Source organism: Flagellimonas sediminis (assembly GCF_010500845.1).
Taxonomy (GTDB): domain Bacteria; phylum Bacteroidota; class Bacteroidia; order Flavobacteriales; family Flavobacteriaceae; genus Flagellimonas; species Flagellimonas sediminis.
On record NZ_JAAAMI010000007.1, the window covers coordinates 160,255 to 177,989 of the forward strand.

Annotated in this window: 22 protein-coding genes; 9 read left to right on the forward strand and 13 right to left on the reverse strand. The window is 43.0% G+C overall.

Going from position 1 to position 17,735, the window contains the following annotated elements; all coding sequences use genetic code 11:
• Positions 1-11: 11 nt before the first annotated feature.
• Both gldI and GTK07_RS14180 read right to left on the reverse strand, forming a co-directional pair.
• On the reverse strand, positions 12-560 hold the full coding sequence (gene gldI, locus GTK07_RS14175) for a gliding motility-associated peptidyl-prolyl isomerase GldI (RefSeq protein ID WP_163635906.1): 549 nt from the start codon (positions 558-560) through the stop codon (positions 12-14).
• The gene (locus GTK07_RS14180; protein WP_163635907.1) at positions 557-1,573 is read right to left on the reverse strand and encodes a DHH family phosphoesterase; all 1,017 of its coding nucleotides are present in this window, start codon (positions 1,571-1,573) and stop codon (positions 557-559) included. The genes gldI and GTK07_RS14180 overlap by 4 nt, the downstream gene beginning before the upstream one ends.
• A 74-nt stretch (positions 1,574-1,647) precedes the next feature.
• Between GTK07_RS14180 and GTK07_RS14185 the strand changes: the two genes are divergently transcribed.
• Together GTK07_RS14185 and GTK07_RS14190 are read left to right on the forward strand one after the other, a co-directional pair.
• Positions 1,648-2,682, forward strand: a complete 1,035-nt coding sequence (locus tag GTK07_RS14185) for an alkaline phosphatase D family protein (RefSeq protein WP_163635908.1) — start codon at positions 1,648-1,650, stop codon at positions 2,680-2,682.
• A 50-nt stretch (positions 2,683-2,732) separates the two neighbouring features.
• A complete protein-coding gene (locus GTK07_RS14190; RefSeq protein WP_163635909.1) occupies positions 2,733-3,152 on the forward strand; it encodes a nucleoside-diphosphate kinase in 420 nt (139 codons plus the stop codon).
• Between the two features lie 13 nt (positions 3,153-3,165).
• On the opposite strand, the gene GTK07_RS14195 is transcribed toward GTK07_RS14190, so the two are convergent.
• Genes GTK07_RS14195 through recF form a run of 4 tightly spaced genes read right to left on the reverse strand, consistent with a single transcriptional unit; the run spans position 3,166 to position 5,526 of the window.
• A complete protein-coding gene (locus GTK07_RS14195) occupies positions 3,166-3,705 on the reverse strand; it encodes a GNAT family N-acetyltransferase (protein ID WP_163635910.1) in 540 nt (179 codons plus the stop codon).
• 19 nt (positions 3,706-3,724) lie between these two features.
• A complete protein-coding gene (locus GTK07_RS14200; RefSeq protein ID WP_163635911.1) occupies positions 3,725-4,021 on the reverse strand; it encodes a DciA family protein in 297 nt (98 codons plus the stop codon).
• Positions 4,021-4,443, reverse strand: a complete 423-nt coding sequence (locus tag GTK07_RS14205) for a hypothetical protein (protein WP_163635912.1) — start codon at positions 4,441-4,443, stop codon at positions 4,021-4,023. The genes GTK07_RS14200 and GTK07_RS14205 overlap by 1 nt, the downstream gene beginning before the upstream one ends.
• Positions 4,444-4,446: 3 nt before the next feature.
• Entirely contained in the window at positions 4,447-5,526 is a 1,080-nt protein-coding gene (recF, locus tag GTK07_RS14210; protein WP_163635913.1) for a DNA replication/repair protein RecF, read from the reverse strand.
• 126 nt (positions 5,527-5,652) lie between these two features.
• Between recF and GTK07_RS14215 the strand changes: the two genes are divergently transcribed.
• The 7 genes from GTK07_RS14215 (at position 5,653) to GTK07_RS14245 (ending at position 11,902) form a co-directional block, all read left to right on the forward strand.
• Positions 5,653-6,414 (forward strand): tetratricopeptide repeat protein, encoded by a 762-nt coding sequence (locus GTK07_RS14215; RefSeq protein WP_163635914.1) that lies wholly within the window; start codon positions 5,653-5,655, stop codon positions 6,412-6,414.
• A gap of 3 nt (positions 6,415-6,417) precedes the next feature.
• Entirely contained in the window at positions 6,418-6,900 is a 483-nt protein-coding gene (gene ribH, locus GTK07_RS14220; protein ID WP_163635915.1) for a 6,7-dimethyl-8-ribityllumazine synthase, read from the forward strand.
• Between the two features lie 212 nt (positions 6,901-7,112).
• Positions 7,113-7,397, forward strand: a complete 285-nt coding sequence (locus GTK07_RS14225; RefSeq protein ID WP_163635916.1) for a riboflavin synthase subunit beta — start codon at positions 7,113-7,115, stop codon at positions 7,395-7,397.
• Positions 7,397-9,244, forward strand: a complete 1,848-nt coding sequence (mutL, locus tag GTK07_RS14230; protein WP_163635917.1) for a DNA mismatch repair endonuclease MutL — start codon at positions 7,397-7,399, stop codon at positions 9,242-9,244. Before GTK07_RS14225 ends, mutL begins: the two co-directional genes overlap by 1 nt.
• Entirely contained in the window at positions 9,245-9,979 is a 735-nt protein-coding gene (locus tag GTK07_RS14235) for a rhomboid family intramembrane serine protease (RefSeq protein WP_163635918.1), read from the forward strand. It begins immediately after the preceding gene.
• Positions 9,980-9,982: 3 nt separating this feature from the next.
• Complete coding sequence (locus GTK07_RS14240) at positions 9,983-10,849, forward strand: rhomboid family intramembrane serine protease (RefSeq protein ID WP_163635919.1); 867 nt, start codon at positions 9,983-9,985, stop codon at positions 10,847-10,849.
• Positions 10,850-10,852: 3 nt separating this feature from the next.
• Positions 10,853-11,902: an endonuclease/exonuclease/phosphatase family protein gene (locus GTK07_RS14245; RefSeq protein ID WP_163635920.1), complete on the forward strand. Its 1,050-nt coding sequence runs from the start codon at positions 10,853-10,855 to the stop codon at positions 11,900-11,902.
• Here the strand turns inward: GTK07_RS14245 and GTK07_RS14250 are convergent.
• Genes GTK07_RS14250 through GTK07_RS14280 form a run of 7 tightly spaced genes read right to left on the reverse strand, consistent with a single transcriptional unit; the run spans position 11,891 to position 17,664 of the window.
• Positions 11,891-12,199, reverse strand: coding sequence for a DUF6122 family protein (locus GTK07_RS14250; RefSeq protein ID WP_163635921.1), 309 nt, complete (start codon positions 12,197-12,199; stop codon positions 11,891-11,893). The two genes, GTK07_RS14245 and GTK07_RS14250, sit on opposite strands and share 12 nt — an antisense overlap.
• 1 nt (position 12,200) lies before the next feature.
• Positions 12,201-12,824 carry a WbqC family protein gene (locus GTK07_RS14255; protein WP_163635922.1) on the reverse strand — a complete coding sequence of 208 codons (624 nt, stop codon included), beginning with the start codon at positions 12,822-12,824 and terminating at the stop codon, positions 12,201-12,203.
• Between the two features lie 18 nt (positions 12,825-12,842).
• A complete protein-coding gene (gene lepB, locus GTK07_RS14260) occupies positions 12,843-14,585 on the reverse strand; it encodes a signal peptidase I (protein WP_163635923.1) in 1,743 nt (580 codons plus the stop codon).
• A gap of 48 nt (positions 14,586-14,633) precedes the next feature.
• Positions 14,634-15,335, reverse strand: coding sequence for a 4-hydroxy-tetrahydrodipicolinate reductase (gene dapB / locus GTK07_RS14265; protein WP_163635924.1), 702 nt, complete (start codon positions 15,333-15,335; stop codon positions 14,634-14,636).
• Between the two features lie 3 nt (positions 15,336-15,338).
• Entirely contained in the window at positions 15,339-15,983 is a 645-nt protein-coding gene (locus tag GTK07_RS14270) for a DUF5683 domain-containing protein (protein WP_417939466.1), read from the reverse strand.
• A complete protein-coding gene (locus GTK07_RS14275; RefSeq protein ID WP_163635925.1) occupies positions 15,976-16,890 on the reverse strand; it encodes a ParB/RepB/Spo0J family partition protein in 915 nt (304 codons plus the stop codon). The genes GTK07_RS14270 and GTK07_RS14275 overlap by 8 nt, the downstream gene beginning before the upstream one ends.
• Entirely contained in the window at positions 16,891-17,664 is a 774-nt protein-coding gene (locus GTK07_RS14280) for a ParA family protein (protein ID WP_163635926.1), read from the reverse strand.
• Between the last annotated feature and the right edge of the window lie 71 nt (positions 17,665-17,735).

Sequence of the window (17,735 nt, forward strand, 5' to 3'; positions counted from 1 at the left end):
CATTTTAAAATTTAGTTTAAACTGTCTTTGTTTATGATGATGGTGTGTAATTCCACCGAAGATTTTACCGGGGTCCTAGGGCCAATGGCATTGTTGTCGCCTTGGTAACCATAGGCTTGTAACGACGGGAACATGAAGGTGGCTTTTTCACTTACTTTCAGTAATTTAACGGCATTCTGTAAGCCAGGGAACAATTGTTGTTTGTCCACCACATGTGAAATGGGGCCAATTGTCTCGGCCGTGTAGATGGTATCGTTGTTCAACGTCATTAAATTGTAGGAGAACAAGATTTGATCATTGGTTTTGGGAAGGTAAACGGCCGTATCGTTCTTGGTTTCAAAATAATACCAAAAACCGTTGGGGCTGGCCTCATACGCATGCGCCGTGTCTTTTTTGATGATTTCTTGGATGGCAGCTTCCTCTTCGGCCAACAATTTTTTATTTCGCTCTATGGATTCTTTGTAAAAACTGCCCGTTTTTACCTCCACAGGTTTTCTGGGTTCCGGTCCACTGCAATTGATGCACAATAGGGCCAACAAAAAAACAAAAGCAATTCTCATGGGTTCAATTCGCTTTTATAGGTTTTAAGGATTTTATTGAAGCGCATCACCGTTTCTTCCATGCTCAATTCACTTCGGCCACCAGCGGCGTTGATATGTCCACCACCTTCAAAATGGTTGCGGGCAAAATCATTCACCGAAAAATCACCCGTGGAACGCAGCGATATTTTAATGATTCCTTCTTCCTTGTTTTCAATAAAGATCAACGCAAAAATAATCCCTTCCAAGGTAAGTCCATAGTTCACAAAACCTTCGGTATCGCCTTTTTTATAGTCGTAGGTATCCAGTTCTTCCTGGGTAAGGGTGATGTACGCCGTGCGGTATTCTTGCAGAATGACCATATTGCTCAACGCCACACCCAACAAATGTAACCTGGATGGGGAGTTGGTATCAAAAACCTGACGGTGTATCTCCATGTTTTCGGCACCCCGATCAATAAGCTCGGCCACCACGCGATGCGTTTTGCTAGAGGTGGATCGGTATTTGAAAGACCCCGTATCGGTCATAATGCCCGTGTACAGATTGGTGGCGATATCCTTGGTAATGGTATCGGTTTCACCCAAAAATTGGATAAAATTATAGACCATTTCGCAGGTAGAGCTCATGGAAACATCAGAATAGGTTACCACGGCATAATCGCTGGGTTGTTGATGGTGGTCGATCATAATAAAATCGGCTGTGGCCGCTTTCAGGGCAGTCTCCATTTGCCCCACACGGGACAGGTCGTTAAAATCCAAGGTGAAGATAACCGTGGCTTCTTCCAGCAATCGGACGGCCTTCTGATTTTCCCTTTCAAAATTGATTACCGAGTCGTTTTCGGGCATCCATTTCAGGAATTTGGGATAATCGTTGGGAGCAATCACATGGGCAATTTGTCCCATTTCCTTTAGGAAACCATATAGTGCCAAACAAGAGCCCATGGCATCTCCATCTGGGTTTTTATGGGGAATGATCGCAATTTTTTGAGGTTGGGAAAGTATCGACTTTACTGTAGTGATGTCCTCTGGATTCATGCGGCCAAATATACAATAATATAATATAGAGCTAACTTGCTTAATCCTTATTTTTGAAGACCTAAATTCCAACCATGAAACACTTTAGTGTATTGTTCCTTTTGGTGGCCCTGATCTTGGGGTGCAAGAAGAAGGAAGAAAAACCGCCCACAATCCAAGAAGAAGTTAAACCGGACTTTGTTGTGGTTTTTGGATCATGCAACATGCCTCAAGAGCCCAATCCTTTTTGGGACGATATTTTGGCAGAACACCCCGATATATGGATCTGGGGTGGGGATATCGTTTATGCAGATACGGAGGACATGGATAGGTTACGCTCCATTTATGCCATGCAGGATACAGTTTCCGGCTATGCCAAATTAAAGGCCGAAGTGCCGATTATCGGTACCTGGGACGACCATGATTTTGGGATCAACGATGGTGGTGCCAGCTTTGCAGTGAAAAAGGAGAGTCAACAGGTTTTCCTTGATTTTATGGGAGTTCCTCAAGATAGTGAAAGAAGGACACGTGAAGGCGTGTACGCTTCCCATGATTATGAAACTGAAGCCGGCAAATTGAAGGTCATAATTCTAGATACTCGTTATTTTAGAAGTGATTTGGTGAAGGATGAAGATCCTAAAAGACGCTATAAACCAAATATAGACAGTAATGCCACGATTTTGGGTGATGCGCAATGGGTATGGTTGCAAAACGAACTTTCCAATTCCGATGCGGATTTTAACCTGATTATGTCCAGTATCCAATTTTTGTCTGGGGAACATGGCTTCGAATCTTGGGGCAACTTTCCAAAGGAAGTGGAAAAATTGGAAAATATGATCGTTGCGTCAGGGGCTAACGGCGTGATCATTTTGTCGGGGGACAGGCACATTTCGGAATTCTCAAAAAAAGACCTTCCGGGATTGGCTTATCCCCTGATAGATTTTACCAGCAGTGGACTCACCCATTCCTATTTTAGTTTTAGCGGGGAGCCTAACCGATATAGGGTGGGAGAAGTGGTTTCGAATAAAAGCTATGGCATTATCAGCCTAAATTTTAAGAAAAAAGAGGCAGATATGAAGATGATGGGCGATAATGGCGCTGTGCTTCAGGAGTTAAAACAAACCTATTAGGCTTGTCCGTTCTTCGAAAAACTGTACTTTTGCGCAAAATTTATAAAAAAATGACGGGAAATAGAACGTTTACCATGATCAAGCCTGATGCCGTTGAAAATGGGTACATTGGTGCGATTTTGGAAAAAATAACGGCTGCTGGGTTCAAGATCGTGGCCATGAAGTACACACAATTGAGCAGAAGGGATGCCGGGGAATTCTATGCCATCCACAAAGAGCGTCCATTCTTTGGTGAATTGGTCGATTTTATGACCAGAGGTCCCATTGTGGCCGCTATTTTGGAGAAGGACAATGCAGTGGATGATTTTCGTGCCTTGATCGGTGCTACCAACCCTGCTGATGCTGCCGAAGGTACCATCCGTAAGTTGTATGCTGCCAGTATCGGTGAAAATGCCATCCATGGTTCCGATAGCGATGAGAATGCAGCCATAGAAGGTGCTTTCCACTTTTCTGGTAGGGAAATTTTCTAAGGATAGTAAAATACTAAGAAGAAGCCGCTCCAAAAGAGTGGCTTTTTTTGTTTGAATATAATAGCAATTTCTCGTCACCACTTGGAGGTAAGATCAAGTTCTTCTTCATAAATCCGAGTTTGCCAAGCAATTGACGGGACCTCTTGTTTGTAGGCATTACGATAGCCATGACTTCATCAAAATTCAACGTTGATGTGGCATATTCCAGCAGCGCATGGCTGGCCTCGAACATTAGCCCCTCTCCTTCAAATTCGGGTAAAAGGGCAAATCCAATATCCGGGTTTTCAAGATAATCCCGTTTCAAAAAACCACAAAGACCCATAGGTGCCTTGGATTCTTTCAAGACTAATTTATAAAGTCCGAAACCATTGGTTTTATAGGAGTTTAAGAGACTATTTTGTATGTAATTTTTAGCATCATCCTCTGTTCTAACTCCTTTGTCTCCAATAAAATGAATCCATGAAGGACTATTGAGTAATTCCAAAATAAAGCTTGAATCGGCAAGTGCTACTTCTGAAACAATGAGCCGTTCCGTGGAAAGGATGACTTTCATAAAAGGTGACTTGACAAAATCATCGTAGTACCAATTTTTTGACCAATTCCCTGCCCAGTTCCTCATTGATCATGGTGATGATCTTAGACTTGCCCAAACTGAGTTCCTCACGCAAAACTGAAGAGGAAAGCGAAACATAAAGCGTTTCATTTTTCAATTCTACCGATGTGGTATAATTGTTCACCCCATTGCCCATCAAGCTGGTCCAAGCTTCGCGGGCATCCACTTTGTCCATGCCCTTTTGCAGCTTATTTTCCTTGATGAATGCGCCCAAGGCCTCACCCAATGCCATATGATCGTTGTTTCTTTCGGCCATTATTTGGGAATTTTAATGGGTTCGAAACGCTTGTACGTATATTGGATGCCATCCATGTTGGTCACGGAGAATCCTATGGAATCTATGGCGACCAAATTTTCTTCCCACTCACTGAATTCGTTTTTGTACTGAAGGACAAAATTCTGGTTACCTGGAGTTATTGTAAAAGTTTCCACATCGTTGGAAGTGTCATAAGTGCCGTCAAATTTGGGTTGCATTTTTTTCCGGTATCCTTTTCCGTCTTCAAATTGAATAAAGTCGATACTGGGATTTACACCATATTCCTTGATGGAGCCATCGGGAAAAACCACTTCTGAAATTTCCCAATACCCGTTCAAATAATGAAGGTCCGCTTCGTTTACGGAAGCACTTTCACAAGCAAGAATCAATAGGGCGATTATGGTAAAAAGGAATTTTTTCATGAGCTACAAGGTAAAGATTTTATAGCTCTGATGGATGTTTTTAACCACATTTTCGGTGCGTTCCGCATGGGTGTCGCTGATAAAGATCTGCCCAAAATTGTCGTTCTTAACCAAGCCAACAATATGGGAAACCCTACTTTCATCCAACTTGTCAAAAATATCATCCAACAATAAAATGGGAGTGGTACTGGCCTGTTCCTTTATAAAATGGAACTGGGCCAATTTTAGGGCGATCAAGAAAGATTTCTGCTGTCCCTGACTTCCAAATTTTTTGATGGGATGGTCGGCAATGGTAAAGTTGAGGTCATCTTTATGGATGCCTACCGAAGTATATTGCAGTGCCCGGTCCTTTTCTATATTGGCCTCCAAAAGCTCTAGGAGGCTTCCTTCCTCCAACTGACTTTCATAGGACAGCATGATCTGCTCCTCCTTGTCCGAAATGTGTTGGTACTGTTCCTTGAAAATAGGAACAAAAGAGGAGATGAAATCCAATCTTTTTTTATGGATTTCGGTGCCCAGGCCATGTAATTGTTCGTTGTAGATGGACAAGGTGTCTCGTTCAAAAGTGCGGTTGGCCACAAAATACTTCAATAATGAATTCCGCTGGACAAGGACCTTATTGTATTTGATGAGGTTGTTGAGATAGGCCTTATCCGATTGTGAAATGACCCCATCTATAAATTTTCTTCGGGTATCGCTGCCTTCCAAGATAAGGTCGCGGTCTGCCGGAGAAATGATCACAAGGGGCAAAAAACCGATGTGTTCCGAGAACTTTTCATACGGTTTGCCATTGCGTTTGATCACTTTTTTGGTGCCTTTTTTAAAACTGCAGATGATTTTTTCGCTCCTGCCTTCCTTTTCAAATTCCCCGTCTACCATAAAAAATTCGGTATCGTGTTTGATGTTTTGGGTAGAGACGGGGTTAAAATAGCTCTTGCCAAAACAGAGGTGGTAAATGGCATCCAGAATATTCGTCTTGCCAACCCCATTATCGCCCACCAAACAATTGATCACCGGGTCGAATTCCAGGTCCTTGGAATCAAAGTTTTTGTAATTGACTAAAGATAAATGTCTTAAAAACATATGGCTTTTGAGAAACAATGAAGTTTTGCAGGTTGGCACCCAAATTTGCGATTCCAAAAATAACGAATAAATTACCTTTCGGTTTTGGATAAAAACTTTATTTTTGCGCGACCAATTTAATGACGGATGGCAACATACAAGAAGAGAGGCTTTAAGCCAAAAAATAAAGAAGAGGAAGCTCAGATAGACGATCACGAAAGCACAACTGCCGAAGTATTCCACACCCTGGATGAGAGTGCGTCGCGCACCGAGGCATGGGTACAAAAGAACCAAAACTATATTTTGGGGGTTATTGGTGCCGTTGCAGTAGGGGTTTTGGCTTATTTGGGTTACCATCAGTTCATCCAAAAACCAAAGGAGGCAACAGCCGCCAACGAACTTTTCTATCCACAACAATATTTTGATCAAGCCTTGAACAGCGAAACCGAAAGGGATTCTTTGTTCACTTTGGCCTTGAACGGCGCCGAAGGTAAATATGGTTTCCTGGATATCATAGAAGAATACAGTGGTACCAAAGCGGCCAACCTTGCCAAATATTCTGCAGGGATGACCTATTTGAACCTTCAGCAATACCAAAACGCCATTTCCCAGTTGGAAAGTTTCTCATCGGATGACGACATTATGGGAGCTATGGCAAAAGGGGGTATCGGGGATGCTTTTTCCCAATTGAACCAGCCTGAAGATGCCTTGGATTACTATCAAAAAGCCATTGCCCATAGCGATAATGAATTCACAACCCCTAGATTTTTATACAAAGCTGGGGTGGTTGCCATTGAACTTGGACAAAAAGAAAAGGCATTGGGTTATTTTGAACAGATCAAAGAAAAATATCCTGACTCCCAAGAAGGAATCGGTATCGATGCCTTGATCGGGATGGCCCAAAACTAAAACATGGCCACAGAGAACAAAAACTTATCCGTTTACGATAAAAATAAAATCCCAAACGCGAAGGATCTTCGGTTTGGGATTGTTGTTTCGGAATGGAACGGACAGATTACCGAATCCCTTTTCCAAGGTGCCCAAGAGGCTCTTTTGGATTGTGGGGCTTCGCCAGAAAATATTATCCGTTGGAACGTACCCGGTAGCTTTGAGCTAACCTTTGGCAGCAAAAAAATGATCAAAACCCAAAAGGTGGATGCCATTATCGCCATAGGAAGTGTGATCAGGGGTGAAACCAGCCATTTTGATTTTGTGTGCAGTGCCACGGCCCAAGGCATCAAGGACTTGAATGTTGCCTACGATGTACCTGTTATCTTTTGTGTGCTTACCGACGATAATATTCAGCAGTCCTTAGACAGAAGCGGTGGCAAACACGGCAACAAAGGTACTGAAGCAGCCATTGCAGCCATTCAGATGGCGGTGTTGGGAAAATAAGAGCAAGTCAAAGTGCCAAGTTCAAGTTCAAGCCGAACGTTTCTGTTTTTCCTGAAATCCAATATGCCAAGAATCTAACAATCCAATAATCCAACAATCCAGTAGTCTAACAACACATCAAGCTGACCAACGGTTGTTAACATTTTTTAGGAACGGTCTCCGAGCCCTTTTTTCTATTTTGAGTACCTTTGGGCATATAGGAGAAGGATATCATGCGAAACCCCTTGAAACTTAGAAAAAATAGAAGCTTCGAGTATTCACCACGATACTACAAGGGTGAGGGCAATCCTTTTAAGATAGAACACAAACTGGATAAATTCCGAAGTACGGTACAAACCAATCGAGGGTTGAAGAACAAGTTCAGCTCGGCCATGGATGACCTGAAGAATGAAGGGGACAAGAACTTGAAACTTCGATTTCTCGTGATTGTAGCCATCTTGGTCTTATTGTTCCTCATCATCATTGACTTCGATTTATCGATATTCTGGACTTCCTAATGGCGGATATCATCAAACTTTTACCGGACCATGTTGCCAATCAGATTGCGGCAGGGGAGGTGGTTCAACGTCCTGCTTCAGTAGTCAAGGAGTTGATGGAAAACGCCATAGATGCCGGTGCCAGCACCATTAAGTTGATCATCAAAGACGGGGGAAAGACCTTGATCCAAGTGGTGGATGATGGCATGGGAATGAGCGAGACCGACGCCCGATTGTCCTTTGAGCGCCATGCTACATCCAAGATTACATCCGCCCAAGATCTCTTCAATTTACATACCAAAGGGTTCCGTGGTGAGGCGTTGGCCTCCATTGCCGCCATTGCCCATGTAGATATGCAAACAAGGAAAGAGGATAGTGAGGTAGGGGTGCAGATCAAGATCGAAGGTAGTAAGATTGTTTCCCAAGACGTTGTGGTCACTCCAAAAGGAACGTCCATTTCCGTGAAAAACCTGTTTTTTAATATTCCGGCGAGAAGAAATTTTTTAAAGTCGCACCAAGTGGAGCTACGGCATATTACCGATGAGTTCCATCGCGTGGCCTTGGTACATCCCAACATCGAATTCCATTTTTATAACAACGGATCGGAACTGTTCAATCTGCCCAAAACAAGACACCGTCAGCGGATTGCCCATATTTTCGGCAACCGCATGGAGGACCGATTGGTACCCGTGAACGAAGAAACCGAGGTGGTAAAGATCTCGGGTTTTGTCTGTAAACCCGAATTTGCCAAAAAGAGCAGGGGCGAGCAGTTTTTCTTCGCCAACGACCGTTTTATCAAAAGTCCTTACCTGCATCACGCGGTGACAGCCGCCTTTGAAGGTTTGATTAAGCCAGAGATGTACCCTGGTTATTTTCTGTATTTGGAAGTGGACCCATCGTCTATCGATATCAACATACATCCCACCAAAACTGAAGTGAAATTTGATGATGAAAATACCTTGTACGCCATCTTGCGTTCCACGGTAAAACACAGTTTGGGGCAATTCAACGTGGCACCCGTTCTGGATTTTGAACACGACCCCAATTTGGATACACCTTATGCCTACAAGGAAAGGGATGCCATTTTACCAAAGGTAACGGTGGATGCATCTTTCAATCCTTTTATTGAGAAATCAGGCGGAAGGGCTATGGGCGGTTCCTTTCAAAAGGCCAGTGCAAAAGGTTGGGAGAGTATGTTCGAAGGATTGGAGAAGGATATAGATGTAGAGGAATTCAGCAGTGTGGTAATCGAATCTGAAAGTGAGGTCCAAGGTAGTCTGTATGCCGACGATGAAGTGGAGGAACATTTGGCGGCAACCTTTCAATTACGCAGAAAATATGTGATGAGCACTGTGCGATCGGGTTTATTGGTCATCCATCAGAATAGGGCCCATGAACGCATCCTGTTCGAAAAATTTTTAGGGGAGATTACGGTAAAAGAAGGGGTGAGCCAGCAGTTGCTTTTTCCTTTGGAACTGACCTTCAACAAAAACGAATTGACGGTTTTGAACGAAATCAAGGAAAGCCTGACAAATATTGGGTTTGCCTTTGAGAGTTTGGAGCATGAGACTGTAAAAGTGACAGGAGTGCCGCTGATGGTCCCCGAAAGCGGGATTGGCACGGTATTGGACCGCCTGATTGCGGATTATATGGAAGGATTTGATAGTGGGTCGCTTTCGCAGGCAGAAATGTTGGCCAAGGTACTTTCCAAAAATTTGGCCATTAAAACAGGTGAAGTGTTGGACCAAGAGTCGCAATTGGCCTTGGTGAACAATTTGTTCGCCTGCAAGGAACCTTCCCTGAGTCCATTTCAAAAAGTAACGTATACCATTATCTCCGAAGGAGATATCGATAAAAAATTCAGCTAGATGGGTAGAATGACAGAGGCAGTAAAACATTTATTGATCATTAACGTGATCATGTTTTTTGCCACGCAATTGTACGGGGACCAAATGTACCAATGGATGTCGCTTTGGTTTCCCAAAAACCCCAATTTTGAATGGTGGCAGGTGGTGACCCACATGTTCATGCATGGCAACCTGATGCATATCGTTTTTAATATGTATGCGCTTTGGGCCTTTGGTACACCCCTGGAGCGTATTTGGGGCAGGAACAAGTTCCTGTTTTTCTATTTTTCGGCTGGATTGGGATCTGCGGCGTTACACACAGGAGTCAATTATTTCCTTTTTACCGAAGGAATCAGTGCATTGGAAGGGGCCGGTATTGCCAAAACGCAGATTTTGGATATTTTGACCAATGGGCAGTATAGTCCAGGGTGGTACGACATTGCCTCAAAAGGGACCATTGATAATATGTTAACGGCATTTAATACCCCTGCAGTGGGAGCTTCCGGAGCTATTTATGGTATTTTGGTGGCCTTTGCCTTTATGTATTCTGAGGCAAAACTGATGCTCATCTTCTTACCGGTGCCCATCAAGGCCAAATATTTTGTTCCGCTTTTGATAGCAGGCGACTTGATCTTTGGTATAGGCAATGTGAATACAGGAGTGGCGCATTTTGCCCATATTGGAGGTGCATTGATCGGGTTTATCATGATGTGGTACTGGAAAAAGAACCAGTTCAACAATAAACGTTGGAATTGATCTATGTCGAACGGAGGAATTCAATACCAGATAGCTAGACTGAGCATTGCAGAAAAATTGATTGCGCTCAATGTGCTGGTTTTTCTACTGGACGGACTTTCCACCGCCTTGATGGGGCATTCCCTTTCCACATGGTTTCAACTGCCAAAGGACTTTTTGGAGTTTATCGGGCAGCCATGGTCGTTGGTCACCTATTCCTTTTTTCATGCCGGTTTCACCCACATATTTTGGAATATGATCATGCTCTATTTTGCGGGCCGTATCTTCCTTAACCTATTTGATGCCAAAAAGTTCATCAATGTTTATTTCTTAGGGGTCATAGTAGGTGGTTTGGTTTTTCTGTTGAGCTACAATATCTTCCCGACCTTATTGAACACCAACACGGCATTGATCGGGGCCTCGGCAGGGGTTACGGCTGTGTTGATTTTTGTATGCACGTACATTCCGAATCAAGAGGTACGTGTGTTTTTCTTCAATATTAAATTATGGTACGTAGGGGCATTTTTTGTGTTGATGGACTTGATCCAAATTCCCTACGGAGGTAATATTGGCGGACGGTTGGCCCACTTAGGGGGTGCTTTTCTCGGATATATATATGCCCGTCAGCTTTTTATGGGCAACGACATAGGATCAGGGTTTACCAAATTGTGGGATGGCATTACCAATCTTTTTAAGCCCAAGGAAAAGAAGAGGGCTCCTTTAAGGACGGTCTATAAAAGGAATACTACTGCAGATGGCAAAACGGATTATGACAAACAGGCCAAACAGCGAAAAATAGATGGTATCTTGGATAAGATCAGTAAATCCGGCTACGAAAGCTTGTCCAAGGAAGAAAAGGATTTTTTGTTTAAAGCGGGTAAGGAAGATTGATTTGTGAAGAACCTCTCATTGTTTAATAAGATCATCTTTTTGCTGAACACCCTGTTTGCCTTGGTGTTGGCCATTTCCCTATTGGTTCCCTATGTGCCGACCAATTATATTTCATTCCTTTCATTCCTAAGCTTGGTGGTGCCAATATCAGTACTGGTCAATGCGGTTTTTGTTGCGTATTGGTTGTTGAAGAGGAAAAGGATTTTTTTATTGTCCGGAAGTCTACTGGTGCTTTGGTACCTGTTTTTGGGTTCTTTTTACAAGTTTTCTGGGCAAGAAAAGGTGGATGTTAAAGGAGAAAAAGATTTGTCCATAATGACATTCAATGCAAGGGGCTTTAATCTTTTTAAACAGATGGACGGGAACAATGTAGATACCTTAATCTACAATTTTGTTACGGAAAAAGATCCAGATATCGTCTGCTTTCAAGAATCGTTGTATGCATTAAAGCGCAATAAAGCTTTAAGCCAATACAAATATAAGTTTATTGATTTTATTTATGGAGTGCATAGAGGAAAAGTGATTCAATCCATCTATTCAAAGCATCCTATTATAAAAATAGACTCTATTAGTTTTCCGGGGAGCGCCAACAATGCCATTTTTGCTGATATTTTATTCCATAAGGATACTGTCAGGATATATAATGTTCATCTTCAGTCTTTTAGAATAATACCTGGTTTGAACACCATTAAAAATGAAGAGTCTTCCAAATTGTTTGCTAGATTAAAAAAGGCAATGCTCAAACAATATGAACAGGCTAATTTGATCAAGGAAAGTATGGAAAAGACCCCTTACAAGAAAATATTGGTGGGAGACTTCAACAATACCCAATATTCCAACGTATACCAAGTAATTAAAGGAGAAATGAACGATTCTTATTTTGAACAGGGGAAAGGTTTCGGTAGAACCTATGATCTGTTGAAATTCCCAATTCGAATCGATTATATCCTATCCGACCCCGAATTTGAGGTGCTTTCCCATCAAAATTTCAACGAAAGACTTTCTGACCACTTTCCGGTCATGGCCACATTGCGATTGAACTCAGAGCAATAAACAATCCGTGATATCCGCAAAAATGTGGATGAGGAGGGCAAGCCCGATGATGCGGGTCGCCTTAAAAAATGGGAGGATACCATATCCTGCTATAGCCCAATAGGAATGCAGGGGGTGGAATCCGATGCTGCAACGGTGGGGATCGAACAAAGGGTCGGCCCACAAATGGTCAACATCTATCAAAATACCGGCCCACAGAATCAATATGATTCGAATTCGATCATCCTTGAAAATAAAAAGGGCTATTAGAATGGGCACCAAAAAATGAATCCCGTAGTGGATAAGATGCCTTGCCATTTTAAAAATCCAAGGGTTGCAACTTCAAATAGTCCAAAGCATTGGTTCCTTCATTAAAAAGGAGGTCCAAAATACTCAGGTTTGGTAGAAAACCATGTCGATCTTCAAATACCTGTGGATAGGGTTCAAGCTCCATTTTCCTTTGCTTTTTGGCCTCTGCCAAAAAACGCGCATCTACTTTGTCCGTTGGCTCCAACTCAAAAGTATCGGTCTGTGCATTACCTATCGTCACGCCTATACAATTTCCTATAACTTCAATGGTCTTCAAGTTAAAATCCAGTAATGATGCGTCATCGCCTTCGAATAAAGGTCTAATATCATCCTCGTAAAACTCAAAAAAGGGAGAGGTACGATATGCAGTTTCCAAGGTCCTCCAGTGCTGTTTCTTCCATGGATAGCTGTTATCCATATGAACATCGGCATATTTTTGTCTGCCTTCCTCGCCCCCCGCATGTTTTATCGGGATGTTGAGCATGTGCCTACCTTTATCCGTACAGATGTAACATCGATTTCGGTAGGTCTGCTTCTGAAAATTGTCCTTCACCTCCCAAATCACTTCATTCTTAACCAAAGCCGCAAAAGTGGCAATATTTGGGAAATAGGTGGGATGGAGCAGTAATTTCAATTTTAAAAGTTTAAGAATTTATCCGTTTTGCTTCTTTTTTCGTTTACGGAAGAAATCAAAAACAAACCATCCTATCAAAAGGGCCACAAAATATTTTAAATAGGAAACGGGTTCGCCACTTCCCCCAACAGTGGTAAAGATTCGATCCCAACGGGGTCTCCAATTAGCTATGCCTTCCTGGAAATTGTCAAAACTCATCCATAGGAAAACAGGTTTGCCCACAATGTGGTCAGCTGGCACATAGCCCCAAGTACGGCTATCTTCAGAATGGTCACGGTTGTCACCCATCATCCAATAATAATCCTGTTTAAAGGTGTAGGAGTTGGCTTCCTGACCGTTGATGTAGATCTTATTGCCAGTAATTTTCACATCATTGTGTTCGTAATCCCTTATGATTTTCTTGTAAAGTGGGATGGTCTTGGCATTGATTTCTACTGTAGTACCTGCCTTGGGTATGTAAATGGGACCGAAGTAGTCATTGTTCCAAGGGTATAGGTTAGGTTTTTGAGGGAATGCACCCGCGTATTCGCCTTTGGGCTCCTTGGTCTTCACCACCGAGTCAATGGCGGGATTTTTACGGAGTTGTGCAACCATCTCATCTGTCATGTTGGCCACCCTGGACCTTGGTTTTTCCTCTGTCAACGATAACCTTAACTGGCGTATAACATCCGTTGGGATGCCTTTTTCTTTGGTAATCAATTCAATTTTGCCGTCACGTGTCCTATTACCACCCAAAATATAGGGGGAGAGGGCATTGATCTGACTTTCCGAAACATTGGTTGCAATGTATTTTCGAAGATAATCCGATGCATCAACATCTTCCAAAAAACGGCTAGAGACCCCATTTTGGGCATATACTTCATAATCATACATGGGTTTTGCGCGGTCGGATAGCTTCAATTGCTTCCCGTTGATATAGACATATCCGTCAATGACTTGAAGGGAATCACCTGGAGTGCCCACACATCGTTTTACGTAGTTGGATTTTTTGTCGACAGGTTTCATCACAGCTTTTTGCGCCTTGAAAAACTGGTACAGGGTATCCGATGGGAGACTGAAAACGACAATATCATTTTTCTTGACCTTTTCAAAGCCGGGCAAACGCATATAGGGCAGTTGCAACCTGTTGATCCATGATGTCTTGTAGGTCTCGGGATCAACATCGGCCAAGTAGGAACGTGTTTTGAGTATGGGAAGGGTGTCATGCACCATGGGTGCCGCCAAAGTGGTCATGGGAACCCTGGCCCCATAATGGAACTTGCTTACGAACAGAAAGTCGCCGATCCGCAGGGTGCGCTCCAAAGACCCGGTCGGTATTACGTAAGGTTGAATAAAATAGGTATGGACAAAAGTGGCGGCCACAATGGCAAATACAATGGAACTTACCCATTCGCCAAGACCAGTGCGTGGTTTTAAGCTTCTATCCTCGATGTAGGACACCTCTTCAAAATAGTTGATGTAATAGATATAGAACCCAAGGGTAAGGATCACCAACCAAGTGTCCAAAAGGGAATGTTTGCCAAAACTCCTGATGGTTTCCACCCAAACCACGGGGAACATCAATAAATTGATAATGGGAATGAAAAGCAACAGCACCCACCACCATGGCCTTTTGATGATTTTCATCAGAATGATACCATTATAAACCGGAATTGCGGCTTCCCAAGCTTTTCTACCTGCTTTTACGTAAAGCTTCCAAGTTCCCAAAAAGTGGATGACTTGAATGATCAAGATAAAAATGATCCATTGTGTTCCGTCCATATAAAAGTTTCTTAGTTAGACTCAAGGCCTAAATTGTTGTTACGTTTTTTAGCTTAGGTTTAACACGTCCTTCATAGTAAAAACTCCTGTCTTGCCCTGAATCCATTCGGCAGCGATTACGGCGCCAAGCGCAAAACCTTCCCTATTATGAGCTTCGTGTTTGATTTCAATTTTGTCAACCGCACTTTCATAAGAGATGCTATGCGTGCCGGGCACCATGCCTTCGCGAATGGAATTTATTGCAATGGTCTTATCCCCGGTTTCATTCAACTTCCAATTTTTATAGCTCGAGTTTTGAATGATTCCTTCGGCCAAGGTAATGGCGGTACCACTTGGGGCATCCAATTTTTGGGTATGGTGGATTTCTTCCATGGAAACCTTGTATTGCTCCAATCCTGCCATCATTTTTGCCAAATGGGCGTTGAGTTCAAAAAAGATATTGACTCCGAGGCTAAAGTTGGATGCATAAATAAAGGCCCCGTTATTTTGTTGACATAGTTCAACGGCATCGGCATAATTGGCCAACCAACCAGTTGTGCCACTGATTACGGGGACTCCATTTTTAAAGCAATTGGTAATGTTTTCAAAAGCCGCATCTGGCGCGCTGAAATCGATGGCCACATCCATGGACTTGAAATCGATATCTGTTGCACCGGCATCAATTTTGGCTACAATGGTATGGCCTCTTTCCACAGCGATCTGCTCGATCATCTTGCCCATTTTGCCATATCCAAAAAGACCAATATTCATAGTTTAAAATTTAACGACCAAGGCCATCCCGTAATTGGGTTGGTTGGTCAGTGGGTTCAAATCCAAATAAGGTTTAATGTCGAAGGACAGGTTGTCGTCCACGTTGTATTGTTTCAAATGGGCATCCACGTTGGCATCGATGATGTTCAGGGCGTACAGTGCAATGGTAATTACTAAGGATAGGTCGCGGTCCCGCTGGGCACTTTCTTGTTCCTCTTGGAGGGCCTCGTCCGATACACGAGGGGTAGTTCCATCACCATAAAATTCATCATCCGTAAAACCTGCCAAACGTCGTTTGAAGGCATTCCGAGCTATTCTATATCGCGTATTGTTATAGGAATAGGCATATATACCCGTTCCCATGGCACCCCATACAATCGGGACCTTCCAATATCGTTTATTATAAATCTGTCCAAGGCCAGGTACTATGGCAGAGTAAAAGGCAGCCCTACTGGGAGCTAGGGGATTCACACTTTCCCTTTTGCTTACTTCCTCAAAGGTAATGCCCTTGCCATTCAACCCTTGGGACAAGGAATCCACTTCTTTGGTTTGAGGTTGTTCTTTTTCCTCGGTTTCTTGTTTTTCCTGGGAAAAGCCAATCTGAAGGAACAATAGGGAAAAGAACCAAAAAAGAAGGTTTTTACTCACCAGTCAATAGTTTTTTTATACGCTTGAACTCTTCCTCGGAATGGAAGGGAATCACAATCTTACCTTTGCCGTTGCTGGATGCCATGACATCGACTTTTGCGGAAAGGTAATCTTTTAAGGCATCAATGCCATTGGAGACGAAGCTGGGCACTTGTGCCTGTTTGCCATTCTTGTTCTTTTCTACCGTAGGACTGTCCGAAGGTTCTTTGTAATCTTTCACGATCTTTTCGGTCTCGCGAACGGATAGGCCATTGGAAACAATTTTTTCATAAATGGCGATCTGGTCCTTTTTCTTGTCAATGTTGATTAAGGCCCTGCCATGACCCATACTGATGAATCCATCACGCATTCCAGTTTGAATGATGGGATGTAGTTTCAACAGCCTGAGGTAATTGGTGATGGTAGAACGCTTTTTGCCAACGCGATCACTCAATTTTTCTTGGGTAATCTGGATTTCATCAATTAGGCGTTGATAAGACAGCGCAATTTCAATGGGGTCAAGGTCCTGCCTTTGGATGTTCTCCACTAAGGCCATTTCCAAGGATTCCTGGTCGTTGGCAATACGGATGTAGGCAGGAATGGTGGCAAGCCCCACCAACTTGGAGGCCCGATACCTGCGCTCTCCCGAAACCAACTGGAATTTGTTGAAATCGAGTTTACGAACAGTAATGGGTTGTATGATACCTAGTTCTCGGATGGAACTGGCCAACTCTTCAAGGGCTTCGTCGTTAAAATTGGAACGCGGCTGAAAGGGGTTCATCTCAATGGATTCAATATCCAATTCCACTACATTACCGATGACCTTGTCCGCATTTTTGTCCGAAACGGATTGAATATCGTTCTCGGGGTCCTTCAAAAGAGCGGACAGGCCTCTACCCAAAGCCTGTTTTTTAGTTGCTTTCGCCATTTAAACTTTCTCCTTGTTTTTCTTCAAAATTTCGTTGGCCAAGTTAAGATAATTCGAGGCACCCTTACTGCTGGCATCATATTTAATGATGCTTTCCCCATAACTTGGTGCTTCACTCAGCCTTACGTTTCTTTGGATGATGGTATCGAAGACCATATCCGCGAAGTGTTTTTTCACTTCTTCAACAACTTGATTGGACAAGCGTAGCCTTGAATCGTACATTGTCAATAGCATCCCTTCAATGTCCAGATCGTTGTTGTGTATTCTTTGGACGCTTTTTACCGTATTCAGCAGTTTGCCCAATCCTTCCAATGCAAAATATTCACATTGGATGGGGATCATTACAGAATCGGCAGCGGTAAGGGCATTCAAAGTCAAAAGTCCTAAAGAAGGTGCACAATCGATCAAAACATAATCGTAACGGTCACCAAGGTCTTTAAGTGCTTCCTTTAACATGTATTCCCTATTGTCCTTGTCCACCAGTTCTATCTCGATGGCCACAAGATCAATATGGGCCGGAATAAGGTCTACATTGGGGGAATCGGTGGAGATAATCACATCGTCCACGCCCATGGTATGTTCCAAAAGTTGATAGGTTCCATGTTCCACGGAATCCACATCAATGCCTAAGCCAGATGTTGCATTGGCCTGGGGGTCGGCATCGATCAACAAAACTTTCTGTTCCAGTACACCAAGTGAGGCCGCTAGGTTAACCGTAGTGGTCGTTTTTCCCACACCGCCCTTTTGGTTTGCAATAGCAATAATCTTGCCCATTTCATAGTAAGTTAGGTGCTAAAAATACGATTATTTAAGATGCCAGAAAATGTAAATTGTTAACAGAGGGT